28 protein-coding genes are annotated in these 26922 nt (G+C 62.0%); 8 read left to right on the forward strand and 20 right to left on the reverse strand.

Translation table 11 applies throughout. The features are described from left to right. Position 1 precedes the first annotated feature (1 nt). The 8 genes from JG747_RS23605 to JG747_RS23640 form a co-directional block, all read right to left on the reverse strand. A complete protein-coding gene (locus JG747_RS23605) occupies positions 2-340 on the reverse strand; it encodes a hypothetical protein (RefSeq protein WP_202360155.1) in 339 nt (112 codons plus the stop codon). Next, positions 337-648 carry a hypothetical protein gene (locus JG747_RS23610; protein ID WP_202360156.1) on the reverse strand — a complete coding sequence of 104 codons (312 nt, stop codon included), beginning with the start codon at positions 646-648 and terminating at the stop codon, positions 337-339. The genes JG747_RS23605 and JG747_RS23610 overlap by 4 nt, the downstream gene beginning before the upstream one ends. Next, the gene (locus JG747_RS23615; RefSeq protein WP_202360157.1) at positions 648-1259 is read right to left on the reverse strand and encodes a helix-turn-helix domain-containing protein; all 612 of its coding nucleotides are present in this window, start codon (positions 1257-1259) and stop codon (positions 648-650) included. Before JG747_RS23615 ends, JG747_RS23610 begins: the two co-directional genes overlap by 1 nt. 34 nt (positions 1260-1293) lie before the next feature. Further along, positions 1294-2370, reverse strand: a complete 1077-nt coding sequence (locus JG747_RS23620; protein WP_244748205.1) for a hypothetical protein — start codon at positions 2368-2370, stop codon at positions 1294-1296. After that, complete coding sequence (locus JG747_RS23625) at positions 2357-2557, reverse strand: hypothetical protein (RefSeq protein ID WP_202360158.1); 201 nt, start codon at positions 2555-2557, stop codon at positions 2357-2359. The genes JG747_RS23620 and JG747_RS23625 overlap by 14 nt, the downstream gene beginning before the upstream one ends. Then, on the reverse strand, positions 2557-2778 hold the full coding sequence (locus JG747_RS23630) for a DNA-binding protein (protein ID WP_202360159.1): 222 nt from the start codon (positions 2776-2778) through the stop codon (positions 2557-2559). Before JG747_RS23630 ends, JG747_RS23625 begins: the two co-directional genes overlap by 1 nt. Positions 2779-2896: 118 nt before the next feature. Next, complete coding sequence (locus JG747_RS23635; protein ID WP_202360160.1) at positions 2897-3388, reverse strand: hypothetical protein; 492 nt, start codon at positions 3386-3388, stop codon at positions 2897-2899. Continuing rightward, complete coding sequence (locus JG747_RS23640) at positions 3385-4671, reverse strand: site-specific integrase (RefSeq protein WP_202360161.1); 1287 nt, start codon at positions 4669-4671, stop codon at positions 3385-3387. The genes JG747_RS23635 and JG747_RS23640 overlap by 4 nt, the downstream gene beginning before the upstream one ends. A 566-nt stretch (positions 4672-5237) precedes the next feature. Here JG747_RS23640 and JG747_RS23645 point away from each other — a divergent pair. Then, positions 5238-5753 carry a hypothetical protein gene (locus JG747_RS23645; protein WP_027046753.1) on the forward strand — a complete coding sequence of 172 codons (516 nt, stop codon included), beginning with the start codon at positions 5238-5240 and terminating at the stop codon, positions 5751-5753. Positions 5754-5937: 184 nt separating this feature from the next. On the opposite strand, the gene rbsK is transcribed toward JG747_RS23645, so the two are convergent. From rbsK to JG747_RS23660, 3 genes are read right to left on the reverse strand one after another with little or no spacing between them, the layout of a single operon-like run. After that, positions 5938-6867 carry a ribokinase gene (gene rbsK / locus JG747_RS23650; RefSeq protein ID WP_064982613.1) on the reverse strand — a complete coding sequence of 310 codons (930 nt, stop codon included), beginning with the start codon at positions 6865-6867 and terminating at the stop codon, positions 5938-5940. Between the two features lie 4 nt (positions 6868-6871). Then, complete coding sequence (locus tag JG747_RS23655) at positions 6872-7324, reverse strand: RbsD/FucU family protein (RefSeq protein WP_064982612.1); 453 nt, start codon at positions 7322-7324, stop codon at positions 6872-6874. 26 nt (positions 7325-7350) lie between these two features. Continuing rightward, positions 7351-8406 (reverse strand): ABC transporter ATP-binding protein, encoded by a 1056-nt coding sequence (locus JG747_RS23660; RefSeq protein WP_019857678.1) that lies wholly within the window; start codon positions 8404-8406, stop codon positions 7351-7353. Positions 8407-8690: 284 nt separating this feature from the next. On the opposite strand from JG747_RS23660, the gene JG747_RS23665 reads away from it, so the two are divergent. The 3 genes from JG747_RS23665 to JG747_RS23675 all read left to right on the forward strand — a co-directional run bounded on the left by JG747_RS23665 (position 8691) and on the right by JG747_RS23675 (position 12507). After that, positions 8691-10358, forward strand: coding sequence for an ABC transporter substrate-binding protein (locus JG747_RS23665; RefSeq protein ID WP_064982608.1), 1668 nt, complete (start codon positions 8691-8693; stop codon positions 10356-10358). An 89-nt stretch (positions 10359-10447) separates the two neighbouring features. Continuing rightward, positions 10448-11578 (forward strand): carbohydrate ABC transporter permease, encoded by a 1131-nt coding sequence (locus tag JG747_RS23670; RefSeq protein WP_019857676.1) that lies wholly within the window; start codon positions 10448-10450, stop codon positions 11576-11578. A gap of 11 nt (positions 11579-11589) precedes the next feature. After that, positions 11590-12507, forward strand: coding sequence for a carbohydrate ABC transporter permease (locus tag JG747_RS23675; RefSeq protein WP_019857675.1), 918 nt, complete (start codon positions 11590-11592; stop codon positions 12505-12507). 290 nt (positions 12508-12797) lie between these two features. Here the strand turns inward: JG747_RS23675 and JG747_RS23680 are convergent, their stop codons facing one another. Together JG747_RS23680 and JG747_RS23685 are read right to left on the reverse strand one after the other, a co-directional pair. Continuing rightward, entirely contained in the window at positions 12798-13541 is a 744-nt protein-coding gene (locus tag JG747_RS23680) for a creatininase family protein (protein WP_202360162.1), read from the reverse strand. Between the two features lie 3 nt (positions 13542-13544). After that, positions 13545-14111 (reverse strand): SIS domain-containing protein, encoded by a 567-nt coding sequence (locus tag JG747_RS23685; protein ID WP_202360163.1) that lies wholly within the window; start codon positions 14109-14111, stop codon positions 13545-13547. A gap of 165 nt (positions 14112-14276) precedes the next feature. Here JG747_RS23685 and JG747_RS23690 point away from each other — a divergent pair, with 165 nt between their 5' ends. After that, on the forward strand, positions 14277-15299 hold the full coding sequence (locus JG747_RS23690; RefSeq protein WP_202360164.1) for an aldo/keto reductase: 1023 nt from the start codon (positions 14277-14279) through the stop codon (positions 15297-15299). A 115-nt stretch (positions 15300-15414) separates the two neighbouring features. Here the strand turns inward: JG747_RS23690 and JG747_RS23695 are convergent, their stop codons facing one another. From JG747_RS23695 to clpP, 4 genes are all read right to left on the reverse strand, one after another. Next, positions 15415-15687 carry an HU family DNA-binding protein gene (locus JG747_RS23695; protein ID WP_006201846.1) on the reverse strand — a complete coding sequence of 91 codons (273 nt, stop codon included), beginning with the start codon at positions 15685-15687 and terminating at the stop codon, positions 15415-15417. 197 nt (positions 15688-15884) lie between these two features. Next, the gene (gene lon / locus JG747_RS23700) at positions 15885-18296 is read right to left on the reverse strand and encodes an endopeptidase La (RefSeq protein ID WP_027046751.1); all 2412 of its coding nucleotides are present in this window, start codon (positions 18294-18296) and stop codon (positions 15885-15887) included. 273 nt (positions 18297-18569) lie between these two features. After that, on the reverse strand, positions 18570-19844 hold the full coding sequence (clpX, locus tag JG747_RS23705) for an ATP-dependent Clp protease ATP-binding subunit ClpX (protein WP_010915651.1): 1275 nt from the start codon (positions 19842-19844) through the stop codon (positions 18570-18572). Positions 19845-20139: 295 nt separating this feature from the next. Next, positions 20140-20769, reverse strand: a complete 630-nt coding sequence (gene clpP, locus JG747_RS23710; protein WP_010915650.1) for an ATP-dependent Clp endopeptidase proteolytic subunit ClpP — start codon at positions 20767-20769, stop codon at positions 20140-20142. 339 nt (positions 20770-21108) lie between these two features. Between clpP and JG747_RS23715 the strand changes: the two genes are divergently transcribed. Continuing rightward, positions 21109-21699 (forward strand): hypothetical protein, encoded by a 591-nt coding sequence (locus tag JG747_RS23715; protein WP_202360165.1) that lies wholly within the window; start codon positions 21109-21111, stop codon positions 21697-21699. Here the strand turns inward: JG747_RS23715 and JG747_RS23720 are convergent. Further along, positions 21696-22799, reverse strand: a complete 1104-nt coding sequence (locus JG747_RS23720) for an NAD(P)/FAD-dependent oxidoreductase (RefSeq protein WP_202360166.1) — start codon at positions 22797-22799, stop codon at positions 21696-21698. The genes JG747_RS23715 and JG747_RS23720 overlap by 4 nt on opposite strands. Before the next feature lie 103 nt (positions 22800-22902). Between JG747_RS23720 and JG747_RS23725 the strand changes: the two genes are divergently transcribed. Continuing rightward, positions 22903-24153: a cytochrome P450 gene (locus JG747_RS23725; protein ID WP_202360167.1), complete on the forward strand. Its 1251-nt coding sequence runs from the start codon at positions 22903-22905 to the stop codon at positions 24151-24153. A gap of 25 nt (positions 24154-24178) precedes the next feature. Then, positions 24179-25249, forward strand: a complete 1071-nt coding sequence (locus JG747_RS23730; protein ID WP_244748206.1) for a hypothetical protein — start codon at positions 24179-24181, stop codon at positions 25247-25249. Here the strand turns inward: JG747_RS23730 and JG747_RS23735 are convergent, their stop codons facing one another. Continuing rightward, positions 25250-25594, reverse strand: coding sequence for a cupin domain-containing protein (locus tag JG747_RS23735; RefSeq protein ID WP_027046750.1), 345 nt, complete (start codon positions 25592-25594; stop codon positions 25250-25252). A gap of 6 nt (positions 25595-25600) precedes the next feature. Beyond that, complete coding sequence (locus JG747_RS23740) at positions 25601-26881, reverse strand: O-acetylhomoserine aminocarboxypropyltransferase (RefSeq protein WP_019857664.1); 1281 nt, start codon at positions 26879-26881, stop codon at positions 25601-25603. Positions 26882-26922 lie beyond the last annotated feature (41 nt).

Genomic DNA, 26922 nt, shown 5'->3' on the forward strand with positions numbered 1-26922 from the left:
CTCAAATTCTCCCACTACGGCCGAGCAGCGCAAGCTCGCCCATGTAGGCGCGCATCTGCGCATGCTTCGAAGCGGGGAAGCGCGCCGGCCACGACTGGAACTCCTGCCACAGCTCGCAGAAGGCGATGGCTGACGGCTCCCGGAAAACGTCGAGCCAACCGGCTGGGGCGATGTAACGGTCCCAGGCGTCGGCAACGCCACCACGCATCCAATCGGGCTTGATCAGTCGCTGTTCCGCAGCAATCTGGTGGTCGGTTGAAAGCAGCCCGTGCCGATCGGCGCGATAGCTCCCTTCGATTACCCTCAGCCGGCCGGGAAGTGGTCGCTTGCCGCGCTTCATGGCAATAAACCCTTCAGAATTTCTATTTGCCATCGCGCGAATTTTGGATCGGTGACCGGTCTAGGGTTGATAGGCAGGCAGCCCAACTCGCCCCCCGCCGGGGTTGCATCGGAACCAACGGCCAGCGCAGAGGTTTCCCTCCCATGCTGGTCGGAAACTTCAACACCCAAGAGCATGCCCACGGCGGTCTGTATCTGTCGGCCAAAGTGGCGCTGCTGCAGTTCAGGGTAGACCGCCAGTTCCAGGCAACCGATGCTGCGGCCGAGGACGTGCAGAGAGCCCTGTTGGAGTTCGTCGAGGCCATGCATCAGCCTGCCCTCCCTGTCGCTAAGGCATAGGCAGAAGCCTCGCGCGTAGACGCCAAGCTTGCCGTTCTCTCCGGGCTTCTTATAGTGTCCTTAGTTTCCTCTGTAGTATTAGGCGGACTGAGTTGGTCCGCTTGAGACCGGTCTAAGTCAGTCCGGTTTTGGCGGTCTAAGTCAGTCCGGTTTGGTTGGCCTTCGAACCGGTCTAAGTCAGTCCGCTTTCCCTTCTTGTCGCTGGATGCCAATCGGGCAGGCTCGGCGCGCTGTGTCGCCATCGATAGTTCAAGGATCTCGCAGGCCCAAAACAGCTTCAATTTGTAGGCGACGCCACGGCCCTTGCGCTTGACGTCCAGCTTCCCGGCGCTTTCTTCGGAAAGGTCCGACACCTTCTTTTTCTCGATTGCCCCCGTGCCAACGAGTGAGGCCAAAGCCGCCCTGACCTGGCGCTCATCGGCAAGGCCTGTCATCTCAGCAAGCGATTCCTGCGTAGGCCAGGCCATGCAGGTAGCGGCATCGGCAAGGTTCATCAGGGCGATAGCCACTCGCAGATCACGCGGCCGGCGCCCATGCTTCCAATTGTGCGAAACGGCGATGATCCAGTCATACTTGGTCATCTCCGCTAGCGTCTTCTGCCAGGCTCGCTTGCGCTCAGGATTGGCCATTGGCACCGCCCAGCCGTTCGACAAGGTTGGCAAGTAGCGACCGCTCGCTTTCCTCAGCCGCCTGCAGAACCTTGAACTGTTCAGGCGGCAGGTGCAGTTGGATGACGCTTTCAATAAGATCGCGAAGGCGCTGGGGCTCGATCGCATCCAGTTCGACAGAAATGTCGCCGAACCCCTTGGAACGGCTGTCTGTGGTCTTTGTCGGCCGACTGGGCAGGCTCCAGGCGACGATCTGCTCCATGGTGACGGCGATACGCTCGAAATGGATTTCGGCCGCCGGCGCCAACTCCCTCAGCGTCTGCTCGATCTTCTCCCCGGCATTGACGCCGCTGGGGTCGAAGTCCCCGCAATGGTAGATAAACGTAGGGACGTCCAGACTGGCGATGTACTCGGCCGCACTGTGAAGAAACGACAGGCTGGCATAGCCGCGGGCGACCATAAGCGGCACGTCGTAGAGGGCGGTTATGGGCTGCACGACGCCGGCAAGCGCATCCTTCTCCAGCCATACCTCGACATATGAGCCGGCATCGGTCCACAGCGACTTGCGGTAAAACCTTGCCGTATCGTTGAGGGCCTGCTCGATGTTGTCGAAGGTGCGCGGCTTACGTTGCCATCGCGTGTTGTCGGCCAGCCAGTCGTAAGGCAGCATTCCCGACTTACGCATCTGCACCAGGTCTGTTTGGACCTTGTTGTAACCAGCCTCGCTTTTCTCGACGATGTTGCGGACCGTTGCCTGGTAGAAGACTTGGCGCACCGTCATGGGCTTCATCTCCCAGACGATATTCCACAGGCAGCGGCGGCGCTCTGCCATATCGGCGCGCGTGGCGCGGCCTCGTTTTATCTGGCTAGCCGGATAAACTCGTTTCGAGGAGGTTTTGCGGGCCGACATGAAAATGTCCTCGAAAATATCGGCAACAGCGCCCACTACCGCAATACGCGGTACCGATGGTTTTCCTTGAAAATCGGTAGGATTACCGCTATTTTCCGAAACATTGCCTGCTTCGAAATCTGCCCGGTTGCCGCCTGCCAGCGGCGCCGGGTTTTCCACATCAGGCGGCTGCATCGGCGCCTCCCGATCGGATCTTGTTGGCCAGGGCAAGCGCTCGGCAAGCGCCTTGCGGCCCGACCTGCGGGAAGCGCTCCCGGATCTCAACTACTGCCGCGCGTGGCCGCTTCTGTTTGGGCGTTTCGAGTACCCATCGGGCAATTTCCTGAGTCAGGAAATCAGGTTCACGATCTTGCTGTTCCATCACGCCGCCTCCGAAGTGGAGCGACGCGGCGCCGACAGCTTCCTCTCGACATAGGCATCAAGAGCCTGGTCGGTGTAGACGGCGCGGTTCCCAAATATCTGATATTCCGGGCCGCCTCCGGTTGTTGCCATTTTCTGAAGGGTCTTCCAGCTCGTCTTCAGACCGCGCTCCGTCAAGAGGCGGGCAGCCTCCCGACGGTCGCGATAAGTTGGAGTGTTCATTGCTTTTCCCTCGCTAGGGCTGGTTAAGTTTGCGAGGGAAAGCGATGCCCCAAATGAGGACGTGCTTTTAGGGCGACAATGGCCGAGGAATTGTCGCGGCAAATTGAGAAATGCGGCCCTAGTCGAGCCCCATGCTCTCCAGAGTGGTGTGTAGTTTTGCACCGAGATGGGGAAGGTAATCTTCCACCACGAACCGGCCGCTCTCGGCCTTCATGTCATCGCTATGCCCGCGATCTGCTACCTTGTTGAGGCGATTCATGCGTTTCCAGTCTCGGTAAAACCGATTGGCAATTTCCGCTGCTTCGGTCGACGCCGACGGTTTCCGGCCTCGCTTAACTCGATCCCGGAGCTTACCTTCAAGACATAGAGCTAGAACCTCTCGATGCTCGGCGTTGATTTCATTTCCCGAGCGCAAATAGGCAATCATCAAGCCGGGGTTGCCCCGGCTCATCTGAATTACCGCCCAATGAAATGGAAGATCCCGGGCTACCATCTTCTCCTGCTCGAGAACCTGCGATTCGGCAGACTCCTGGAACTCGCGAAACACTTGCAGCCAATGCTGTTGCAGGCTTCTGCCCATCTCCTTCCAATCGACACTTTGCGCCTTCATGATTTGCCGCCCGCCAACGGCACCACTTCTGCCGGCTTCTTCTCGATATTTGAGGCCATGCCGGCGAGCGCGACGGATGCCGCGGACTCGGCAATCGCCTGCCGGGCTTCCTGCGCCCAATGAATGTACTTCTGCGAGGTCGCAAGGTTGCGGTGGCCGAGCGCCGTCATGATCGCTGACGCCTGCGCGCCCTGCATGGCCATGTGACTGGCAAGGCTGTGCCTGAGCCCATGAAGGCCAATGCCAGCCGGCAGTTTCGCCTCGGTTCGGATAGAGTGCCAGGGCTTATTCAAGGCGAGCGGGCCGTCTCCCTTGGCTGGCCGGAAAACGAAGTCGTCGGCCTCGCCCTTCGCTTGGCGCGCGATGATGGCCTGTGCGACCGCCGGAAGCCCGATGATACGATCCTCGCCGGTCTTGCGCCCCGTCTTGTGCGAAGCGGGAGGCAGCGTCACAAGGCCCCGCTGCAGGTCGACATGTTTCCACTGCATGCCGGTCACTTCGCCTCTACGGGCGCCGGTGAGCGCGATCAGGCGAACGGCGTCGGCCACAGGCTGGCGGACGCGCTTTTCGCCCTCCATGGTGTCCAGCGCCTTGAACAGCCGCCCATAGGCCTCAGCGTCGTCGAGAATGGTTTTGCGCTGGCCATCGCTTCCGACCTTGACCAGCGCCGCCGGGTTTTCGGTCGCAAGCTGCTCGGGAATGGCCCATTCGAAGATCGAGCGCAAAAGGCGAATCGACTTGCGCGCCGCGCCCTCGCCACCGGTGACGCGCGAGAGCTTCCTGAAACCGATCTTCTCACGCTTCGCTGTCTTGCCATCGCGGATCGAGGCAAAGGCCTTGCTGACATCGTTCGGTCTGACCGCGGGAACCGCCATATGGCCGAGCAGCGGCCGAAGGTGGCGATCGATCCGCCCGGTGTCGGTCATCCGGGTTTTCTCGGCCTTGCTCTTGAACGTCTCCGATTCGACGTATGTATCGAACAGGTCGTTCATTTTCGCTGCGTGGCGCTTGTCCTTCTTTTCGCCGGCAGGATCTCGACCGTTGAAAACCGCGTTACCATGAGCCTCAGCCATGGTCCTGGCCTGCTCGGCCGTCACCTTGCCGTGCTTGCCGATGGTGATCCGCCGCGATGCGCCGCCGGTTGTCCGGTATTGGTAAACGTAGCTTTTGACGCCGCTGGGAAGCACAAGCAGGCCGAAGCCTTTCAACTCATCGTCCCAGACGAAATAGGGCTTCTCTCCCTTGTCCGAGGCGTCCACAGTTCGCTTGCCGATCTTGGCCATGTAAGCACCATGTAAGCAGGAATGAGTAAGTCACGGTAAGAGAGATACTCGACTTCCGGCCACATGGTAAGGGGCTTATCGTTCAAAAACAGCAATTTAGTGTGGATAGGTAAGCGCATGTAAGCGAGGGAAACAGGACTGGACCTGCCCTGTCACGCCGGAGGTCGCGGGTTCGAGCCCCGTCACTCGCGCCATTTCCCTCAAGGATCGCAATCCTTGGCACAGGGAAATGCCGACATGAATTGTCAGAATCCACTTTCAGAAATGAAGGGCCAAGGCGCGGTCTTTCCCGCCCTATCGCCGGTTTTGTAGCCTGGCGGTCGATGAGCATTCGCCGTCGCTGCGCGAATCGTGCGCGGCCGAAAAATTCAGCCACGCCTGCGCGGCAATCTGGCAAACGCGAGGCCACTCCAATAGGCTGAAAAGCAGCTCCTGGAACGACTCGGGCTTGAGCCGCGTTTGACGTTGCGAATCCCACTTGCGGATTTGCCCACAAAGCGCTGGATTCATTTCGCAGGTAGCGGAGTTGCATTCGTAGGCTGCCTGAACGGCATGGAGGACTTATCGTGTCAAACGCACCAAACATTTCTATGCGCACATTATTCACGCTCATGTACCTGGGCGGCGCGACGACGGTCGCCACCGCCCTTTTCCCGGCGACCGCGTCGGCCGACCGATTGCAGCCATGCGCGCGCGAGGGCGGGCTCTGCCGTCTGCCGTATCCCGCCGAAGTGGTCTACGGCGCCCGGGGCCGCACGACCTCGCGCTATTTCGACCGAGACGCGGTGCCGTGTTCAAATCGCGTTTTTGGCGATCCGGCGCCGGGCATCCCAAAGTCGTGTTTCATCGTCATGCGCGGCCGGGACCAGTCGGATGACAATTACGACGAACCCCGCCGCGAGAGATGGGCAGCCTGTGCCGATGAAGGCGACTACTGCGATTTCTATGGCCGCAAGGTGGTCAGGTACGGGGCACGCGGCCAATTCACGCAGGACGTGTTCCGCAACGGCGTCCAATGCGACAATGATACGTTCGGCGATCCCGCTCCCGGTCGTGAAAAGCGCTGCTACGTCAGGCAATAGCTGATCGGGCTATCACTGGATGGACATCCAGGGCAGTTTGCCGTTTCATGGAAACAGCGAACTGCCCTAACACTTTGTTTTGGCGCAATTCCATTGGCGCAATTTCAAGGGGAAAGCGCTACGCACTTTTCATGGGTTTGCGCTGGGATTAGAACAGCCTGATGGCCCGGCTGCCCCGCATGCCTCAACCCTTCGCCAGCAGCGCCTCGACCTCTTGCAGCGTCGGCATTGACGGCGCGGTGCCGGGTCGCGTCACCGAGATGCCGGCGACGGCGCAGGCGAAGCGCACCGCCTGCAGCGGCTCCACGCCTCGCGACAGCGCCGCCGCGAAGCCGCCGTTGAAGGCGTCGCCCGCGCCGGTGGTTTCGACAACCGGCCCGGCGCTGATGGCTGCGACATGCTCGGAGCGTCCCTTCGAGTGCAGGAGCGCGCCCTTGTCGCCGAGTGTGACGATGACGGTCCCGACGCCCTTTTCGAGCAGCTTGCCGGCGGCGACCCGCGCCTCATCGACCGACGAGACCTTCAGTCCGGTCAATTCCTCCGTCTCGGTCTCGTTTGGCGTCAGATAGTCGCAGAGCGTGTAGATACGGTCGGGAAGCTTTGCCGCGGGGGCAGGGTTGAGGATGGTTGTCACCCCTGCCCCGCGCGCGATCTCCAGCGCCCGCATCGCGGCATCGATCGGCTGTTCGAGCTGGGTAACGAAGACGCCGGCGCCACGAATCAGGGCGGCATTGGCCTCAATATCGGCCGGCGAGATCAGCATGGCCGCACCCGGACTGACGATGATGGCGTTGTTGCCGCTGCCCTCCTCGACGAAGATGTAGGCGGCGCCCGTATAGCTGTCCGGCGTGTCGATGACGGCGCTTCTCACGCCGGCATCCTGCCAGGTCCGCTTGGCCATGTCGGCGAAGGCGTCGACGCCAAGGCGGGTCAGGAAGGTGGTGTCAGCGCCGAGCTTACCGGCGGCCACCGCCTGGTTCGACCCCTTGCCACCCGGGCCCAGCTTGAACGAATTGCCGAGGATCGTCTCGCCCATGCGCGGCTGGCGATCGGCGCGATAGGCGGTATCGGCGACGAAGACGCCCAATATGACGACAGGCTTTCCGGCTGCCATATCCCTACTCCGCATCCGGCGGTACGACGCCCTTGCGGAAGGCAAAGCAGCCGTAAAAACGGCGTTCGCCGGTCTGGATGACGCAATAGGCCTGCTTGGCGCGCTCGTAGAAGGCGTAGCGCTCGACCGGCAGCATCGGCCAGGACTTGCCTTCGGCCGCGTCGATTTCCTTTTGCACTTCCTTCTGGACCGGCGGGATCTCGTCCGGCTTGCTGACGATTTCCATACGCGCGGCCGCGTCGTCGACGAACGTATCCAGCGGATAAAGCGACAGCACTGCCTTGACCACCTCGGCGGCCGGCGCATCGATGCGCAGCAGCCGGCCGAGCGCCGTCTGACGCGCCACCGAATCGGAGGGGAAGTTGGTGTCGGCGATGATCAGGTCATCGCCATGGCCCATCGCCCGCAATGCCTGGAGCACGTCGGCATTGAGCAGCGGATTGATGCCTTTGAGCATGATAGTCCTCGTGATGTCCGTTGAAATCAGAGACGCTTGCCGGTCTCGGCATCGAAAAGATGAATGTGGTCGAGCCTGGGCTTCAGGGTCAGCGTGTCGCCGGGCTTGAAGTCGTGGCGCTCGCGAAACAGCGCCACCATCTCGCGGTCGCCAAAGCGCAGGAACACAAGCGTTTCCGAGCCGGTCGGTTCGACCACCGAAATCTTCGCCGGTACGCCATCGGGATGGATTTCCAGATGCTCCGGGCGCACGCCATAGACGACGGCCTGCCCGTCCTGCGCGGCATTGTCGGCAATCGGGAACAATGTGCCTGATATGTCGACGCCGGGCTTGTCGCCCTTTCGCACAACGCCCTTGAGCAGGTTCATCGACGGCGAGCCGATGAAGCCGGCGACGAAGAGATTGGCCGGCCGGTCGAACAGCTCCAGCGGCGCACCGACCTGCTCGATGCGGCCATCGCGCATGACGACGATCTTGTCGGCCATTGTCATGGCCTCGATCTGGTCGTGGGTGACGTAGATCGTGGTGGTCTTCAGTCGCTGGTGCAGTTCCTTGATCTCGGTGCGCATCTGCACGCGCAGCTTAGCGTCGAGGTTGGACAGAGGCTCGTCGAACAGGAACACCTGTGGATTGCGCACGATGGCGCGGCCCATCGCGACGCGCTGGCGCTGGCCGCCGGAGAGCTGCCGGGGATAGCGCTTCAGATAGGGGTTGAGGTCGAGGATATCGGCGGCGCGCTTGACCCGCTCGGCGACCACGGCCGGATCGGTTTTCCGCAATTTGAGGGCAAAGGCCATGTTCTGCTCGACCGTCTTGTGCGGGTAGAGCGCGTAGTTCTGGAACACCATGGCAATGTCGCGTTTTGCCGGCGGCAAATGGTTGACGACGCGGTCGCCGATGGCGATCGTGCCGCCGGAAACGGTCTCCAGCCCGGCCACCATCCTGAGCAGCGTGGACTTGCCGCAACCCGAGGGGCCGACCAGCACCACGAACTGTCCGTCAGCGATGTCGACGCTGACTTCGTGCAGAACCTTGACGGTTCCAAACGCCTTGGCGACCTTGCTGATTGCGACTTGAGCCATCTCTCCCCCATCGGCTCCAACTGGCCGTAGGCGCAGAAGCTAACCAACGCGCCCTGTCAGGGCAAGTCGGTCTCTTATAGATAAAAACCGTTCTCGTTGACACGGCGTTTGGTTGCGAGAATAGTGGCGGGTGCTGGTCCAAATGTCGGCACCGATCCGCAGGGAATTTCAATCGACGCAGGGTGGGGTCCTGCCTAATTCGTATCCGAGCCGGTAGCACAGTTGTGCTTCAGCGTCCGACAGGTGGCCACATCCATTCACACTGATTCTGGGAGGAATAGTCGATGAGAACAGGTCTTTACGATAGGCTGGTCCGGGCCGGCGCCACGCGGCGCGACGTCTTGAAGGGTGCGGCCAGCATGGCCGCGATCGCGGCGGCATCCGGCGCCGGGCTTGGCGCCTTGACGCGCCCCGCTGCCGCCGCAAGCGAACTGCGCTCGAAGATCCTGCAGATTCCCGGCGTTGGCAAAGGTCAGCCGACCGATGCCGATTTCCAGAAGGTCGGCGAACTCTGCCTCGAGGCCACCAAGGCCAATGTCAAGGAAGGCGAATTCGCCGGCGTCGAGCTGACCTTCATGGGCCTCAACAACCAGAACCTGCACAATGTGCTGTTCCGCGGCTTCCTGAAGCCGTGGGAGGCCTATACCGGCGCCAAGATCAGCTGGATCGACCTGGCGCAGGCCGACTACAATGCCCGCCTTCAGCAATCGATCGCCACCGGCACCGTCGACTTCGACATCATCGAGATGGGCGCGCCCTTCGAAGGCGATGTCTGCGGCAAGGGCCTGACCTCGGAGATGCCCGACTGGGTCAAGAAGCAGATCGATTTCGACGACCTGGTCAACTACCTGAAGCCGCCGGTCGGCACCTGGGACGGCAAGCAGTATCGCGTCACCATCGACGGCGACACGCACAATTTCAACTACCGCACCGACGTGTTCGCCGATGCCGACCTCGCCAAGCAGTGGAAGGATGGCGGCGGTGAAGGCGAATGGGGCGTGCCGAAGACCTGGCAGCAGGTGCAGGCCGTCACCAAGTTCCTCAAGGGCAAGAAATTCAAGGGCCAGGACGTTTACGGCTATCTCGACGCGCCCAAGCCATGGGGCGGTTTCGGCTTCTACTTCCTGGGCAGCCGCGCCACCGCCTACGCCAAGCATCCCGACGACAAGGCCTGGCTGTTCGACGCCGACACGATGAAGCCGCGCATCAACAATCCGGCCTGGGTGCGCGCCATCCAGGACGTGATCGACGCGCTGCCGTCGGAACCGGCGGACCAGATCAACGCCGACCCGAACACTACCGGGTTCCAGCAGTTCCTGGCCGGCACCGGTTCGATGATCCCCTGGTGGGGCGACATCGGCTCCAACGTCAAGACCAACGATTCCTCGGTCATCGGCGATGTCACCGGCTTCTCGATCCTGCCGGGTTCGGACGATGTCTACAATTCCAAGACCGGCAAATGGGAGAAGCTCGCCAGCGGGCCGAACTATTCGCCGAACTGCGCCTATCTCGGCTGGGGCGTCTATGTCATGGCTCGCGTCGACAAGGACGAGAAGAAGAAAAAGGCGGCATGGTCCGCCGCCGCTCATCTCGGCGGCAAGGACCTGTCGATCTGGACGGCGATGTATCCGTCCGGCTTCCAGCCCTACCGCAATTCGCATTTCGACATTCCGGAATGGGTGGCGGCCGGCTACGACGAGGCCTTCATCACCTCGTATCTGAAGTCGGAAGGCGACAGCTACAACCATCCGAACGCGGCGATCGAGCCACGCATCCCCGGCATCTTCCAGTATTATTCCGCCGCCGAGGACATTCTGGCCAACACCTTCGCCGGCAAGATGAAGGCACAGGAAGGCGCCGATGCCATCGCCGCCGCCTGGGAAAAGCTCACCGACCAGATCGGCCGCGAAAAGCAGATCAAGCTCTACAAGGCCTCGCTCGGCCTGGCCTGATCGTAGCGTGAACCGGGGGTCCGGCGACGAAAGCCGCCGGACCCTGTCTTGACCGGCATCGCCGGTCGCGAAGTGCCTTCTGCAACTGGATGAGACGCGTGGCTGACCAGATTTTGCCCACCAATGATTGGCCGGCAAACGCCGTCCCATCCGACCTGATACCGCCAGGCCGCAAACGCTTGGGCTGGGCGGTGATGGCCGCCGCAACGCTCGGCCTGCTGGCAACGATCCTCGTCCAGATCCTCTACAAGAGCGAAGTCGACACGATCGGCTTCGAGACATGGCGTCCGGTGGTCTATGCCTATGTGCTGTGGGGCGTGGCACTCGGCATCGGCCAGGTGCTGACGCGCGGCGAGGACGGCCAGCGCGCGCTGTTCCTGCTGCCGGCGCTGCTGTTCACCATCGCCATGGTGATCTTCCCGACGCTGTTCGGCTTCTACATCGCACTCACCGACTGGAACCTCTCCTCCTTCAGCGGCCGCAGGTTCAACGGGCTCGACAATTTCTGGCAGATGCTGGGCGATCCCTACTATCGCAACGCGCTGTTCAACATGGTGCTCTACGTGCTCGCCGTGCTGGTCGAATATGTCATCGCCTTCGGGCTGGCGCTGCTGCTCAACGCGCAGATCCGGGCGCGCAAATTCTTCCGCGTCGTCTTCCTGATGCCGCTGATGCTGTCCCCGGTCGCGGTGTCATGGATGATCGGCAAATCGCTGATGGAGTACCGGTTCGGACCGGCGGCAACACTGGCGCGCCATCTCGGCTGGGACAATCCCGCCTTCTTTTCCGATCCCATCATCGCCCGCATATCGATCATGATACTAGATGCCTGGACCTTCATCCCGTTCATGATGATCATGCTGCTCGCCGGCCTGCAGGCGATGTCGCGCGAGGTGCTGGAGGCCGCGCGCGTCGACGGCGCGACCACCTGGCAGACCTTCTGGCAGGTCACTTTCCCGCTGATGTTGCCGGTTTCGGTGACGGCGGTGATCCTGCGCATCATCTTCAAGCTGAAGCTGGCCGACATCATCATCACGGTGACCTCGGGCGGCCCCGGCGGCGCCACCGATTCCGTCTCCAGCTTCATCTACCGCGAATACCGCGACCGCTCCAATGTCGGCTACGGCACCATGCTGGCGATGGCCTATCTGGTCATCATCGTCGTGTTCGTGACCTGGCTGTTGAAGCTTGCCAACCGCTTCGTGCGCAACGTCAATTGAGTGGCCGGATCATGAGCGTTCAGACCACCGAATACACCGTCTCCGAAATCCGCTCTCCGGCGAGCTTCATCACCAGCCGCGTCTTCATCTATGGCGCGCTGGTGTTCTGGGCCTTGATCTGCCTGTTCCCGATCTACTGGACGATAACGACCTCGTTCAAATCGGCGGTCGACGTCACCCAAGGCCATCTGATCCCCTTCGTCGACTTCCAGCCGGACTGGAAAGGCTGGCGCTCGCTCGGCCTGTCGCCGGATTCGATCTTCCAGACCTCCACGGTGCGCGATGAGTTCTTCAAGCGCTTCATGAACTCGGTCATCACCTCGGTCGGCGCGTCGAGCCTCGCCATCGTCATCGGCAGCCTCGCCGCCTACGGCCTCACGCGCTACCGCTACAAGTTCGCCTGGTTCAAGAACGAGGACATCTCCTTCTTCTTCCTGTCGCAGCTGATCCTGCCGCCCGTGGTGCTCGCTCTGCCCTTCCTGGTGCTCTACCGCGAAGTCGGCCTGCTCGACACGCGCATCGGGCTGATCCTGCTCTACACGCTGATGGTGCTGCCGATCGTCATCTGGATCATGCGCGACCAGTTCAACTCCATCCCGGTCGAGCTGGAAGAAGCAGCGCTCGTCGACGGCCTGTCGATCTGGGGGGCGTTCTTCCGCATCGTCATGCCGATCGCGCTGCCGGGCATGGTCGCCGCCTTCATCCTGGCAATGGTGCTGTGCTGGAACGAATATTTCTTCGCTGCCCTTCTGACCTCGACCGATGCCAAGACCATCCCGGTCATGGTGGCGAGCCAGACCGGCTCGCAAGGCATCAACTGGTGGTCGATGGCAGCCCTTGCCACCGCCGCGATCGCGCCGCTGGCGGTCATCGGCATCGCGCTGGAACGCTATCTCATCATGGGCATGACGGCGGGAGCTGTGAAGTGACGAACCAATACTGGTTCGCACGCAACATCCGTGTCGGCTACAAGGGCTACGACCGCTACGGCAAGGGCGTCATGCCGATCGCCTGGCAAGGTCGAGCCGTCATCGCCGGCTTCGTGCCATGCTGTGCGGCGGCCTGGTCATGGCCCTGGAGGGATTCTACGGCTTGGCATAGCCCTCTATGTCGGCCTGGCGATAGCCGGCGCCGGGACGTTCATCTGGGCCGTTGCCACCAAGAGCGATCCGGGGACAGGTCGATTGCCGATTACCGGGCGGAGCGGCTGAAAAAACCTTTAGGCCTTCAGGATAGCGCGCAGGTGATCCATGATCATGGCGACGCCCTTGTCCCCAAGCTCAGCCGACGCATCCTTGGCGCTCGCCGTATACCAGCCGGTATTGTCGGCGAAGCGAGCGGCATCGACAACCTCCGGGCATAGCGCCAGCATCAGTGATGTCTCGCCGATGCCGGCATGGTCGAACGGATATTTGCCATTCATGGCGGCCGGCATCAGCGGATGCACCTGCACCCAGTTGAAGAAATTTTCACCGGCGGCATGTCCGGCATAATAGTCGGCCATGTCCTTTGAGCCCCACCACCCCTCGCCGCGCTGCTTCTCGAGGAAACGGAAGATCGCCTGGCGGCCGGCGGTCTTGAAGGCGAGATCCGTCGGCATGCCGGCGGCGAAATTCTCGGTCTGGTGGTGGATGATGGCGTGGATGTTGCGGAAACCGATGCGCAACAGGCTGTAGAACAATTCCTCGCCGAACGGCGCCAGCTGATTGCCGCCGACCTGGACCGAGCCAGTGCCTTCCGGCGGCGCCACCGCGTAGCTCGCCGCACCGTAGTAGAAGGGCGGCAGGATGACGAAATCCCTCTCCTTCTCGAACAGTTCCAGCGTCTTGATGACGGCCAGCGTGTCCATGCCGACTGCCATGTGCTCGCCATGGTATTCGAGCACGCCGAGCGGCAGGGCGACCGGCCAATTCTCGGCGATCGCCTTGCGGATCTGGTGCGGCAGCATCAGTTCATAGCGCATGATCTATTCCATATTGGTGTGGCGTGCGCGCATGGCTTCGGGCGACGCGCCGGTCAGGGATTTGAGCTTCAGCACCATCACCTCGAACAGCAGGAACAGCGCCCCTTCGAACAGCGAGCCCATCGGCAGGACCGAAGTCTTTTGCGGCCCCTGGTCATTGGCCATGGTCTGGGCCGGGATCAGCAGCGTGGCGTCGGCAAACCCCGCCGCGCTGCCGCCGGGCTGGGCGGTCAGCAACAGATTGGTCGCGCCGGCATCGCGCGCGACGCGCATCAAGGCCAGCACCGTCGAGGTTTCTCCCGGTCCGGAACTGGCCAGGAAGACGTCACCAGGCCGCAAGGGCGGCGTGGTCATGTCGCCGACCACCGAGACCGGCAGGCCGAGATGATAGAGCCGCATGGCGAAACCCTTGACCTGCAAGGCCTCGCGGCCGCAGCCATAGACGACGATCTGCCTGGCTTCGGCCAGCAGCTTGCAGGCGGCGTCGATCTGGCTGTCATCCACGCGCGCCAACACGCCGCCGAGTTCGTCGAGCGCGGTCTTGAACAGATTTTCGTCCTGGTCGCTCACGACAAACCCACCCCAAAAATCCTCCTCGGATTTTTTACGAACAGCTTGATTTCATTCATGCTAGCAACCGCGAAAATGCGTGTCCAACGCCGCGCGGCGCTTTTGCCTAATCACAGGCGTGATAGTGTCATGTCAGACAAATCAACCCCGGGAAAATTGCAAGACATGAAGACACGGCATTTCGACCGCATCGGCAATGGCGGCCTCACCTTTACGGAGCTCGGCTTCGGCACGGCACCGCTCGGCAATCTCTACCGCGCCGTTTCGGACGAGGATGCCAAGGCCACGCTCGACGCCGCCTGGGAGACCGGCTGCCGCTACTACGACACCGCGCCGCTCTACGGGCTTGGCCTGTCTGAAACACGCCTCAACCCCTTCCTGCGCGGCAAGAAGCGCGACGACTATGTGCTGTCGAGCAAGGTCGGCCGCCTCATGCGCGCCTGCCCGCCGGAGCAGCGCACCGGCATCGGCAAGTTCTTCGACACGCCATCACGCCAGGAGGTCTACGACTACAGCTATGACGGCGTCATGCGTTCGTTCGAGGCCTCGCTCGAGCGGCTTGGCGTCGACAGGATCGACATACTGTTCGTGCACGATGTCGACATCTTCACCCATGGCAGCAAGGAGGCGTCCGACCGGCGCATCGAAGAATTCATGCGCTCGGGCTACTATGGACTGCTGTCGCTGCGCGACCAGGGCGCGATCAAGGCGTTCGGCGGCGGCATCAACGAATGGCAGGTTGCCCAGACATTGGCCGAGCGCGGCGATTTCGACCTGTTCCTGCTTGCCGGGCGCTACACGCTGCTGGAACAGGAGGCGCTGACGTCCTTCCTGCCGCTCTGCCAGAAGCGCGGCATCGGTATCGTCCTTGGCGGCCCCTACAATTCCGGCATCCTGGCGACAGGACCCAAGCCCGGCGCCTATTACAACTATTCCGAGGCGCCGAAGGACATTCTCGAGCGGGTCGCCGGCATCGAGGCTGTCTGCAAACGCCATGACGTCAGGCTGATCGAGGCGGCGCTGCAGTTTCCGCTGCTGCATCCCTCTGTCGTCTCGGTGATCCCAGGCGGCCAGCGGCCGAGCGAAGTGGAAGGCAACCGGGCACTGCTCGACGCGAAATTGCCGGCTGCGCTGTGGGCCGACCTCAAGAAGGAGGGCTTGATGCGCGACGACGCGCCGACCGCATAGGAGCGTTGCCGCCCCCAATTCGGGCCAAAAAATGAAAAGCCGGGTACCGGCGTCGGGCACAAAAAATGAAAAGCCGGGCAAGCCCGGCTTTTCTGTCTCTGAAAAGAAAAAACGCTTAGTTGACTGCGTCCTTCAGGCCTTTGCCGGCCGAGAACTTCGGCACGGTGCGTGCCGGGATCTTCACTTCGGCGCCGGTCTGCGGGTTGCGGCCGGTCGAGGCCGCACGCTTTGACACGGTGAAATTGCCAAAGCCGACAAGCCGGACATCGCCGCCCTTCTTCAGTTCGCCGGTGATGACGGAAAACACCGCATCGACCGCCGACTGCGCGTCACCCTTCGAAATGCTCGCGGCGTCGGCGACAGCGGACACCAGTTCGTTCTTGTTCATAAAAATTCCCTTCCATGAGAACACCGGAACTAACGACTCATCCGGCAGGAAACGGACTTTAGAAAGAAGCGCTGCCGCAACCAAGTCGAAAAGCCCGGAAAAAGTGGAAAAAAGCCCGGAAATCCGGGGTTTTTCACATGAAAAAGCCGGGCGCGAGGCCCGGCTTTCCGTTTGTGCACTGCAACCTTAGAAAGAATCTAATGTGCAAGCGACTTTCCAGCGTCATCGGCACTGTCGGTCGTGGCCGGCGGATTGACCGGTTCGACCCATTCGATCGGCTCCGGCATACGCACCAGCGCATGGCGCAACACCTCACCGACGCGCGAGACCGGAATGATCTCCATGCCGTTCTTCACATTGTCCGGAATCTCCGCCAGATCCTTGGCGTTGTCTTCCGGGATCAGCACCTTCTTGATGCCGCCGCGCAGCGCGGCGAGCAGTTTCTCCTTGAGGCCGCCGATCGGCAAGATGCGGCCGCGAAGCGTTATCTCGCCAGTCATCGCCACATCGGCCCGGACCGGAATGCCCGTCAGCACCGACACAATGGCTGTCGCCATGGCAGCACCAGCGGACGGACCATCCTTCGGCGTGGCGCCTTCCGGCAAGTGCACGTGGATGTCGCGCTTGTCGAACAGCGGAGGCTCGATGCCGAAATCGAGGGCTCTTGAGCGGACATAGGAGGCCGCCGCCGAGATCGATTCCTTCATCACATCGCGCAGATTGCCGGTCACCGTCATGCGGCCCTTGCCGGGCATCATGACGCCTTCGACCGTCAGCAGTTCACCGCCGACTTCCGTCCAGGCAAGACCGGTGACGACACCGACCTGATCGTCAGCCTCGACCTGACCGAAACGATAGCGCTGGACACCAAGGTAATCGGCGAGGTTCGCCGCCGTGATGCTCACCGTCTTCTTCTTCGTCTTCAGGATCTCGGTCACGGCCTTGCGCCCGAGCTTCATCAGCTCGCGCTCCAGGCTTCTGACACCCGCTTCACGGGTGTAGGTCTGGATGATGGCACGGATCGCATCCTCGCCGACGGAGAATTCCTTCGGCTGCAGCGCGTGATCGCGGATCACCTTCGGCATCAGGTGCCGCTTGGCGATTTCGATCTTCTCGTCCTCGGTGTAGCCGGCGATACGGATGATCTCCATGCGGTCCATCAAGGGCGCAGGGATGTTCAGCGTATTGGCCGTCGTCACGAACATCACGCTCGACAGGTCGTATTCGACCTCGAGGTAATGGTCCATGAACGTCGAGTTCTGCTCGGGATCGAGCACCTCGAGCAGCGCCGACGACGGATCGCCACGGAAGTCCTGGCCCATCTTGTCGATCTCGTCGAGCAGGAAGAGCGGGTTGGACTTCTTCGCCTTCTTCATCGACTGGATGACCTTGCCGGGCATCGAACCGATATAGGTGCGCCGATGGCCACGGATCTCGGCTTCGTCACGCACGCCGCCGAGCGCCATGCGGATGAATTCGCGGCCGGTCGCCTTGGCGATCGACTTGCCAAGCGAAGTCTTGCCGACGCCGGGAGGGCCGACGAGGCACAGGATCGGCCCCTTCAGCTTCTTCTGGCGGCTCTGGACGGCCAGATACTCGACGATGCGGTCCTTGACCTTGTCGAGGCCGAAGTGATCGGTGTCGAGCACGTTCTGGGCGTAGGCCAGGTCCTGCTTGACCTTGGAGTTCTTGCCCCACGGGATCGACAGCAGCCAATCGAGATAGTTGCGCACGACGGTCGATTCCGCCGACATCGGCGACATCGTCCTCAGCTTCTTCAACTCGGCTTCCGCCTTTTCGCGGGCCTCCTTGGAAAGCTTGGTCTTCTTGATGCGCGCCTCGATCTCGGCGGCCTCATCGCGGCCGTCCTCGCCCTCGCCGAGCTCCTTCTGGATCGCCTTCATCTGCTCGTTGAGGTAGTATTCGCGCTGCGTCTTCTCCATCTGGCGCTTGACGCGCGAGCGGATGCGCTTCTCCACCTGCAGGACGGAGATTTCGGCTTCCATGAAGCCCATCGCCTTTTCCAGCCGCTCCTTGACCGAGAGCGTGGCCAGCATTTCCTGCTTTTCAGGGATCTTGATGGCGAGATGCGAGGCGACCGTATCGGCGAGCTTGGAATAGTCGTCGATCTGGCTGGCGGCACCCACCACTTCAGGCGAGATCTTCTTGTTCAGCTTGACGTAGTTCTCGAAGTCGGTGACGACCGAGCGGGCCAGCGCCTCAACCTCGACCTCCTCCTCTTCCGGCTCGACCAACGCGGTGGCGCGGGCCTCGTGGAAATCGGGACGGTCGGTGAACGAAACGATCTTGGCACGCGAAGCGCCCTCGACCAGGACCTTGACGGTGCCGTCGGGCAGCTTCAGCAATTGCAGCACATTGGCGAGCGTGCCGATGTCGAAGATGGCATCGGGCTCGGGATCGTCATCGGCAGCATTCATCTGGGTGGCAAGCAGGATCTGCTTTTCCTGACCCATCACCTCTTCCAGCGCCTTGATCGACTTTTCGCGCCCGACAAAGAGCGGAACGATCATGTGCGGGAACACCACGATGTCGCGCAGTGGGAGAACTGCGAAGACGCCGTCGCTGGGAGCCTTGGATATTTTGGCCATTGTCCAACCTTTCATGTCGCGGTCGCCATCAGGCCAACCGCGAATCTTATATTAACGACCGGGGATCGTTCCGCCTACCACCGTTTGTGACGGGAGTTTTACAGCACAGAAATCGGGCACCTCGGCCTTCTCGTGTTAGGTGGATGCAAGCAGGGCAAAGATCAAGAGTTAACATCGCCTGCAATCCACTCCATCGCCGAGGTCGCGTGCTCTACACAGCAAAACGGCGCCGCGACGGCGCCGTTCCACAAAAATATGCGGTGAAGTGCCATTTCAGGCACTGACGTTGCCCTTCTTTTCCTTCTGTTCGGAATAGATGTAGAGCGGCCGGGCGCTGCCGGTCACCACTTCTTCCGAAATCACCACTTCGCGCACGCCTTCGAGCGCCGGCAGTTCGAACATGGTGTCGAGCAGGATCGCTTCCATGATCGAGCGCAGGCCGCGCGCGCCGGTCTTGCGCTCGATGGCGCGCTTGGCGATAGCTGACAGGGCGTTCTCGTGGAAGGTCAGGTCGACATTTTCCATCTCGAACAGCCGCTGGTACTGCTTGACCAGCGCGTTCTTCGGCTCGGTCAGGATCTGGATCAGCGCCGGTTCGTCGAGGTCCTCCAGCGTCGCCAGGACAGGCAGACGGCCGACGAACTCCGGAATGAGGCCGAACTTCAGGAGGTCCTCGGGCTCGACCTGGCGGAAGATGTCACCGGTGCGGCGGTCCTCCGGCGAGGCGACCGTGGCGCCGAAACCGATCGAGGTCTTGCGGCCGCGATCCGAGATGATCTTGTCCAGGCCGGCAAAGGCGCCGCCGCAGATGAACAGGATGTTGGCGGTGTCGACCTGCAGGAATTCCTGCTGCGGATGCTTCCTGCCGCCCTGCGGCGGCACGGAAGCGACTGTGCCTTCCATGATCTTCAGCAGCGCCTGCTGCACGCCCTCGCCGGACACGTCGCGGGTGATCGAGGGATTGTCGGACTTGCGCGAAATCTTGTCGATCTCGTCGATGTAGACGATGCCGCGCTGGGCGCGCTCGACATTGTAGTCGGCCGACTGCAGGAGCTTCAGGATGATGTTCTCGACGTCCTCGCCGACATAACCGGCTTCGGTCAGCGTCGTGGCGTCGGCCATCGTGAAGGGCACGTCGATGATGCGGGCCAGCGTCTGCGCGAGCAGCGTCTTGCCGCAACCGGTCGGGCCGATCAGCAAAATGTTGGACTTGGCCAACTCGACATCGTTGTTCTTGCCGGCATGCGCGAGACGCTTGTAGTGGTTGTGGACGGCCACCGACAGCACGCGCTTGGCGTAGGGCTGGCCGATGACATAGTCGTCGAGAACCTTGAGGATCTCCTGCGGTGTCGGCACGCCCTCGCGCGACTTCACCATCGAGGTCTTGTTCTCCTCGCGGATGATGTCCATGCAGAGTTCGACGCATTCGTCGCAGATGAAGACCGTCGGACCTGCGATCAGCTTGCGCACCTCATGCTGGCTTTTGCCGCAAAACGAGCAATAAAGCGTGTTCTTCGAGTCACCGCTGTTGTTGCCGACCTTGCTCATTTCCCTGTCCTTTCATCGCCGCCCGCCGATGGTCTGGCTGAAAGGGCGCATACTCTATTTATCGCGGGAATCCGCCGCCGCCAGTGTCCCGGCTCCCGCAACGTATTCCGTACGAAACACAAATCAGAAAACGTGGCAATGATTCGCAGCAACCCCACACAAAGCTAAGCCGTCGAAAATCAACATAGCCTTAACGTAGGCAATCCCGACCGTCGAGGGAACAGCCAATTGTGGCCGAAATGCCGCAAGACGCGCCAAAAGCGCGTGATGGTGTCATCCAACTGCCACCAAGCCCTTATGCCACGGCGCTCTCAGCCGGCTCGCGCGACGAAATGACCTTGTCGATGAGGCCGAAATCCTTGGCTTCGTCGGCGGTCATGAAATGGTCGCGGTCGAGCGTGCGTTCGATCTCCTCGTAGCTCTTGCCGGTGTGCTTGACATAGACCTCGTTGAGACGGCGCTTCAGCTTGACGATATCCATGGCGTGGCGCTCGATGTCGGAGGCCTGGCCCTGGAAGCCGCCGGACGGCTGGTGAACCATGATGCGGGCGTTCGGCGTGGCGAAACGCATGTCCTTGTGGCCGGCGGTCAGAAGCAGCGAGCCCATCGAGGCCGCCTGGCCGATGCAGAGCGTCGATACAGCCGGCTTGATGAACTGCATGGTGTCGTAGATCGCCATGCCCGAAGTGACCACGCCGCCCGGCGAATTGATGTAGAGGTTGATTTCCTTCTTCGGATTCTCGGCTTCCAGGAAAAGAAGCTGCGCGCAGACCAGCGTCGCCATGCCGTCCTCGACCGGACCGGTGATGAAAATGATGCGCTCCTTGAGGAGGCGCGAGAAGATGTCGTAGGCCCGCTCGCCGCGATTGGTCTGTTCGACCACCATCGGAACGAGGTTCATGTAGGTTTCGACGGGGTTTTTCATCGGTTATCTCTTATCTCGCGGTGGGATTCCGGCGCCGGGAATGCTGGCAGATCGGGCAGAATCGGTTCTGGATCGTTGTTCCGTAGATAGGATGCCGGCTCATCCTTGTGCAAGGCCGACCCGTCCTAGCCATCTGGGTAAGTCGAATCAAGCTTTACGGCCAAGGATTCGCATCGCTGACGCCTGCACCGGTTCCGGAGCAGACGGTACCGGGCCGCAACGTAGCAGTTTCTTAACCGCGTCACTTAACGAAATGCGCCGAAACCGCTTTTCTCAGCGGCGTCTTCCCCTACAATTCAACGTTGAACTTGTGCGTACGGTTCAAACAGGGGGAGTGTCATGTTCAGGAGAAGCGCATCCTTCGCCATTGCCGGGCTGGCCATGCTTGGCACGACTTCGCAGACGGCGGCCGGCGGCCGCGCCGTGGAATGCTACGAACCGGTCCACACGCCTGACGTCTACGACACGGTCTATGAAGACGTGATGGTCAGTCCGCCCGGCCAGCAGGTCGACTACACCCCGCCGATCTACGGCACACGCGAACGCGTGGTGATGACGGTTCCGGCACAAGTGACCTACGAGGTCGTGCCTGCCGTTACCCGCACCGTCTACCACACGGTGAGGGTCGATGGCGCCGGCTATTCCTGGGAATGGCGCGTCATCCATGGTCGCAGGGTTCTGTGCAAGATCTGGCACAAGGCGCGCTACGAACGCGTCGCCGAGACGGTGGTGATCCAGCCGGAGCGCACAAGGCGCGTCGTCATTCCGGCGCAATACGACCAGATCGCCGAGGAAGTGCTGGTGCGGCCGGAGCGAAGGCGCATCATCGATGTCCCCGCCTCCTACCTGACCGTCGCGCGGCGCGTGGTGGTCAGAGAAGGGTCGTCTGGCTGGCGGCGCGTGCATATTCCGAGGCACTGCCAGGACTAGGCCACCTCCGCCCGCAGCCACGCCTTCAGGCCGTCGCTATCGCCATCGCCGACAGCCGCCGCAACGCGCCTGCCGACCGCCGCGCCGAACTTGTAGCCATGGCCTGAGCAGGCCGAGACAACAAGGCACTTACCTTTCGCATGCGCCATGAATTTTTCGTCGGCGGTGAAGGTGTAGGCGCAGGTGACCACCTCGGTCACCTCATACTCCTGGATGCGGGCGATTGGTGGCGAAAAGAGGTTGCGGATCGCCTCCCCCTCGCCCGGCACAGGCTGACGGTTCCAGTCGGCGTCGCTGGTCGACACCCTGTGCAGACCTGAGCCGAATTTCATGCCGGCGCCGCCGGAAGGCGGGATCACGTAGCCATCGACCGCGCCGCCGACGTCGAGGACGACCGGTGCCGCCTCCCAGGCCGCCTTCAGGTCGGCCGGCGGTTCGGCATAGGCAAGGGCTGTCCGATAGGTCTTCAGTTCACCGTCCAGTTCCGGAAACAGTTTCAGCACCCAGGCGCCAGCAGCGACGACGATGCGGTCGGCCTGCATGGTTTCGCCGCTTTCGAGCACGATGCGGCCAGTTTCGGAGTCGATCGCGGTCACCTTGCTGTGTTCGTAGACATTGGCGCCATTGGTACGCAGCCAGGCGGCAAGGCCGGAAGCGATCTTGCGGCAATGGAGCGCGCCGCCTTCCGGCGAATAATAGGCATAGCGGAACGTGCCCGGCTCGATGAAAGGCCAGCGTTTGACGGCGGCGTCTGGTTCGAACAGTTCGAAGGGAAAATTCCCCTCTTCCAGGCCCTCGCGGTATTCCTCGGCCTCGTCGCCCGGTTCGCGCGAAATGCAGACGAATCCGCGCGCATCAAGGTGGCTTTCGCCGAGATCGGCCCACATCTCGTCCCAGGCCTCGTAGGCTTCGGTGATCAGCCGGCCATAGCCGCTTCGGGCGCGGTAGGCGCGGCGGATGATGCGGTGATGATCGCCGGACGCGGCCAGCGGATTGGGGATCGGCCCCTGCTCGACGATCGACACGCTGTGGCCGGCCTTGACCAGCGACCACGCCGTGGAAAGACCGGCAATCCCCGCGCCGACAACGATCACGTTCATCGTTCACGCCTTCCGCAGCCGCATTGGCTGGCTCAATTCATTGGAGTGCGGGCGCCAACATACGGTCTGGAATGAGGCTGGCAAGCCGCGCTATGGGTCTGGCATGACCAATTCGACGCTCCCCTATCTTGCCTTTGATCCAGCCACTCGCCAGTTGCGGCTCGACCCGCACGAGCCGGCTTTCTTCCTGAACCCGTACGAGGCTTACGCCTTCCTGCACGGCGTCTCGAACGCCTTCTTCTGGGAGGAATTCGGCTTCTGGTGCTTGGGCGGCTTCGACGATGTCAACCGGCTGCTGCGCGACCGCCGCTTCGGCCGCCAGAACCCGGCCGGCATTCCCGACAGCCGTGGTGTTGGCCAGGACCGCAGCCATCTCAAGGCGTTCGACGGCATTGAAGCCAACTCCATGCTCGAATTGGAACCGCCGGTGCACACGCGGCTGAGAACGCTGGTCAACCGGGCCTTCGTCTCGCGCCAGGTCGAGCGGCTGCGGCCGCGTGTCGAGGCGCTCGCCAACGAGCTGATCGACCGCTTTGACCCGGCCGGGCCGGTCGACCTGCTTCCCGCCTTCGCCTCCCCCCTGCCGATCACCATCATCGCCGAAATGCTCGGCGTGCCGGTCGAGATGGGGCCGCAACTGCTCGACTGGTCGCATCAAATGGTCGCCATGTACGTTCATGGCCGCACGCGCGAGACCGAGGAGACGGCCAATCGCGCCGCGGGCGAATTCACCGATTTCCTGCGCGGCTACATTATCGAGCGACGCAAGAACCCCGGCGACGATCTGCTGTCGCTGCTGATCTCGGCACAGGAGGACGGCCAGAGGCTGTCGGAGGACGAAATGGTGTCCTCGGCCATACTGCTGCTCAATGCCGGCCATGAAGCGACCGTGCATCAGGCCGGCAACGCGGTGCGCTCGATCCTGGCGCAAGGCGGCGATCCCAGCCGCTTCTTCACCTCGGCGGAAGCGACAGCCGCAACCGTCGAGGAATGCCTGCGCTTCGACGCCCCGCTGCACATGTTCACGCGCTACGCCTACCAGGAAATCGAGATTGCGCCCGGCATCGTCGTGCAGCCGGGCCAGACCATCGGGCTTTTGCTCGGCATGGCCAATCATGATCCGCGCGCCTTTGCCGAACCGCAGGCCTTCCGGCCGGACCGGAGCGACCAGAAGAACGTGTCCTTCGGCGCCGGCATCCATTTCTGCATCGGCGCGCCGCTGGCGCGGCTCGAATTGCAGGTGTCGCTGAAGACTTTGTTCGAGCGGCATCCGCGGCTGCATCTTGCCGAACAGCCCCGCTTCCGCGACACTTACCACTTCCATGGGCTGGAAATGCTCGCCGTCGACTTCTGAACGATCGCGGGCCTGGGGCTGCGCGATGAGACTGTTCTGGAGACCGGCGACGGCGTTCGCATTGGCGTTTCTATGCGCCAGCCTGGGCACGGCGCGTGCCCAGCAACAGCCGGAGAACATCCCGTGGGAGAACAGCATGGCCATCGCGCAGAAGATGGCGATAGGCCTCCTGGAGCGGCAGACCGGATCGAAGGGCCTGCCGCTGGCATCCTTCGCCATCGAGGTCGATCTCAATCTTGACGGCTTGCCTGAGATCTTCGCCTACCGCTATGCGCCGGGCTGCGACGGCGTCAATTGCGGCAACTTCCTGTTCGTCCTGGAAGGCGACAGCTATCAGGAGGTTCTCGGCGACATTCCCGGCGCGCGGCTGGTGCCGCAGGACAAGATCGCGCTCAGCCCCTTCAAACGGAACGGCTTTTTCGACATCCAATCCGACACGATGACTATCGGCTGGGGCGGAAAGCGCTATGTCGACGCTTCCACCCTTCCCGCTTCGACGCTTGATGGCACCGCTTTCGTGGCGGCCTGCCAGAAAAACAAGTTGAGCGAACAGCCGTCGCAGGGTGAAACGGAGCAGGTGAGCGCCGCTTGCCAATGCCAGTTCAACCGATTCCAGAAGGTCGGCTTCACGCAGGCCGACCTTGACGCCTATGCGGCCTCACTCATGGGCGAAGATTTCGACTATCCGATAGGCGACAAGGAGGATGCCTGGCTCGCTCTATCGAAAAGCGCCCAGGACGTCGCCACGGGCTGCGAGGTCGCGAGCGGCAAAAGCCAATGGCCGCCGGCCTATTTCGACCATGGCGACCAGCCGCAGCAGAAGCTGAATTTCGGCGCCTTTCTCGACGCCTGCCCGGCGCAGGATTTCATCATGACCAACCACAAGATTGGCTCGCCCGATCGCGCGCTCGCACTATGCGGCTGCGTCGCCCGCGAAATCCCGACCTATGGCGTCAGCCAGCAGGGGCTCGACCTCCTGGCGCAATATTATCGAGACGAGATCACGGACGCCGATATCGAAGCCCAGGACGCCGATCTGCTGACCGCGCATGACAAGGCGTCGGAAGCCTGCCTAAGCCAGTTTCCGGCGAAGTGATCACAGCTTGATCACATACTCCTTGCGGGTGGTTTCAAGCACTTCCCAGCTGCCCTTGAAGCCCGGCCTCAGCACGAAACTGTCACCCGACTTGACCGTGCGCGCTTGCCCACCGTCTTGCGCGATCACCGAAACGCCGGACAGGATGTGGCAGAATTCCCACTCGTCATAAACGATGCGCCATTTGCCGGGAGTCGATTCCCAGATGCCGGCATAGAGGCCGCCGTCCCGCTCCTCGACGTTCCAGGTGCGGAATTTTGGATCGCCCGAGATCAGGCGATCCGGCGCGGGCGCGCCGGATTCGGGTTCGACGCTCTTGGTGTCGACGGAAAGAAAAGCGGCCATCAGCAATCAAACCTTGGCGAGTGCCTGTTCGAGGTCGGCGACAATATCGGTGACGTCCTCGATGCCGATCGAAAGCCGCACGGTGTCCGGGCCGGCGCCGGCCTTGACCTTCTGCTCGTCGGAGAGCTGGCGGTGCGTGGTTGACGCTGGATGGATGACCAGCGACTTGGTGTCGCCGACATTGGCCAGATGCGAGAACAGTTCCAGCGCCTCGACGAATTTGACGCCGGCCTCGTAGCCGCCCTTGAGGCCGAAGGTGAAGACGGCGCCGGCGCCCAGCGGTGAGTATTTCTTCTGCAGCGCGTTGTTCTTGTCGCTGGGCAGGCCGGGGTAGTTCACCCAGGCGACCTTGGGGTGGTTGGACAGCCAGCCGGCGACCGTGACGGCGTTGTCGCAGTGACGCTGCATGCGCAGCGGCAAGGTTTCCAGGCCAGTCAGGATGAGGAAGGCGTTGAAGGGCGAGATCGCCGGGCCGAGATCGCGCAGGCCAAGCACGCGCGCAGCGATGGCGAAAGCGAAATTGCCGAAGGTTTCGTGCAGGACGAGGCCGCCATATTCGGGGCGCGGTTCCGACAGCATCGGGTACTTGCCCGACTTCGACCAGTCGAAGGTGCCACCATCGACAATGACGCCGCCGATCGAATTGCCATGGCCGCCGATGAACTTGGTCAGCGAATGCACGACGATATCGGCGCCGTGCTCGATCGGACGGATCAGATAGGGCGAGGCCAGCGTGTTGTCGACGATCAGCGGCAAGCCATGCTTGCGGGCGATGTCGCCGATCTTCTCGATGTCGACGAAAGTGCCGCCCGGATTGGCCAGGCTCTCGATGAAGATCGCCTTGGTCCTGTCGTCGATCTGGCTCTCGAAGGTCGAGATGTCGTTGGTGTCGGCCCAGCGCACTTCCCAGCCATAATTCTTGAAGGCATGACCGAACTGGTTGATCGAGCCGCCATAGAGCCTTGTCGCGGCGACGAAATTGTCGCCCGGCTGCATCAGATTGTGGAAGACGATGACCTGCGCGGCGTGGCCGGATGCGACCGCGAGGGCAGCCGTGCCGCCTTCGAGTGCGGCGACGCGCTCCTCGAGCACGGCCTGCGTCGGGTTCATGATACGGGTGTAGATGTTGCCAAACGCCTTCAGGCCGAACAGGGACGCGGCGTGGTCGGCATCATCGAAGACGAAGGAGGTCGTCTGGTAGATCGGCGTGGCGCGCGCGCCGGTGGCCGGATCGGGCTTGGCGCCGGCATGGACGGCGAGCGTGTTGAAACCGGGCGTACGGGTCACTTAAAACCTCCCTCGAGAACCTTCTGAAAATCGCCGAGCAT

This window comes from Mesorhizobium sp. 131-3-5, from assembly GCF_016756575.1.
Taxonomy (GTDB): Bacteria; Pseudomonadota; Alphaproteobacteria; order Rhizobiales; family Rhizobiaceae; genus Mesorhizobium; species Mesorhizobium jarvisii.

Bases quoted from the DNA above. Each gene is read 5' to 3' on its own strand.
- JG747_RS23605 (WP_202360155.1), bottom strand. From the start codon at position 340: ATGAAGCGCGGCAAGCGACCACTTCCCGGCCGGCTGAGGGTAATCGAA.
- JG747_RS23610 (WP_202360156.1), bottom strand. From the start codon at position 648: ATGCATGGCCTCGACGAACTCCAACAGGGCTCTCTGCACGTCCTCGGC.
- JG747_RS23615 (WP_202360157.1), bottom strand. From the start codon at position 1,259: ATGACCAAGTATGACTGGATCATCGCCGTTTCGCACAATTGGAAGCAT.
- JG747_RS23620 (WP_244748205.1), bottom strand. From the start codon at position 2,370: ATGCAGCCGCCTGATGTGGAAAACCCGGCGCCGCTGGCAGGCGGCAAC.
- JG747_RS23625 (WP_202360158.1), bottom strand. From the start codon at position 2,557: ATGGAACAGCAAGATCGTGAACCTGATTTCCTGACTCAGGAAATTGCC.
- JG747_RS23630 (WP_202360159.1), bottom strand. From the start codon at position 2,778: ATGAACACTCCAACTTATCGCGACCGTCGGGAGGCTGCCCGCCTCTTG.
- JG747_RS23635 (WP_202360160.1), bottom strand. From the start codon at position 3,388: ATGAAGGCGCAAAGTGTCGATTGGAAGGAGATGGGCAGAAGCCTGCAA.
- JG747_RS23640 (WP_202360161.1), bottom strand. From the start codon at position 4,671: ATGGCCAAGATCGGCAAGCGAACTGTGGACGCCTCGGACAAGGGAGAG.
- rbsK (WP_064982613.1), bottom strand. From the start codon at position 6,867: ATGGCAGCCGGAAAGCCTGTCGTCATATTGGGCGTCTTCGTCGCCGAT.
- JG747_RS23655 (WP_064982612.1), bottom strand. From the start codon at position 7,324: ATGCTCAAAGGCATCAATCCGCTGCTCAATGCCGACGTGCTCCAGGCA.
- JG747_RS23660 (WP_019857678.1), bottom strand. From the start codon at position 8,406: ATGGCTCAAGTCGCAATCAGCAAGGTCGCCAAGGCGTTTGGAACCGTC.
- JG747_RS23665 (WP_064982608.1), top strand. From the start codon at position 8,691: ATGAGAACAGGTCTTTACGATAGGCTGGTCCGGGCCGGCGCCACGCGG.
- JG747_RS23670 (WP_019857676.1), top strand. From the start codon at position 10,448: ATGAGACGCGTGGCTGACCAGATTTTGCCCACCAATGATTGGCCGGCA.
- JG747_RS23675 (WP_019857675.1), top strand. From the start codon at position 11,590: ATGAGCGTTCAGACCACCGAATACACCGTCTCCGAAATCCGCTCTCCG.
- JG747_RS23680 (WP_202360162.1), bottom strand. From the start codon at position 13,541: ATGCGCTATGAACTGATGCTGCCGCACCAGATCCGCAAGGCGATCGCC.
- JG747_RS23690 (WP_202360164.1), top strand. From the start codon at position 14,277: ATGAAGACACGGCATTTCGACCGCATCGGCAATGGCGGCCTCACCTTT.
- JG747_RS23695 (WP_006201846.1), bottom strand. From the start codon at position 15,687: ATGAACAAGAACGAACTGGTGTCCGCTGTCGCCGACGCCGCGAGCATT.
- lon (WP_027046751.1), bottom strand. From the start codon at position 18,296: ATGGCCAAAATATCCAAGGCTCCCAGCGACGGCGTCTTCGCAGTTCTC.
- clpX (WP_010915651.1), bottom strand. From the start codon at position 19,844: ATGAGCAAGGTCGGCAACAACAGCGGTGACTCGAAGAACACGCTTTAT.
- clpP (WP_010915650.1), bottom strand. From the start codon at position 20,769: ATGAAAAACCCCGTCGAAACCTACATGAACCTCGTTCCGATGGTGGTC.
- JG747_RS23715 (WP_202360165.1), top strand. From the start codon at position 21,109: ATGTTCAGGAGAAGCGCATCCTTCGCCATTGCCGGGCTGGCCATGCTT.
- JG747_RS23720 (WP_202360166.1), bottom strand. From the start codon at position 22,799: ATGAACGTGATCGTTGTCGGCGCGGGGATTGCCGGTCTTTCCACGGCG.
- JG747_RS23725 (WP_202360167.1), top strand. From the start codon at position 22,903: ATGACCAATTCGACGCTCCCCTATCTTGCCTTTGATCCAGCCACTCGC.
- JG747_RS23730 (WP_244748206.1), top strand. From the start codon at position 24,179: ATGAGACTGTTCTGGAGACCGGCGACGGCGTTCGCATTGGCGTTTCTA.
- JG747_RS23735 (WP_027046750.1), bottom strand. From the start codon at position 25,594: ATGGCCGCTTTTCTTTCCGTCGACACCAAGAGCGTCGAACCCGAATCC.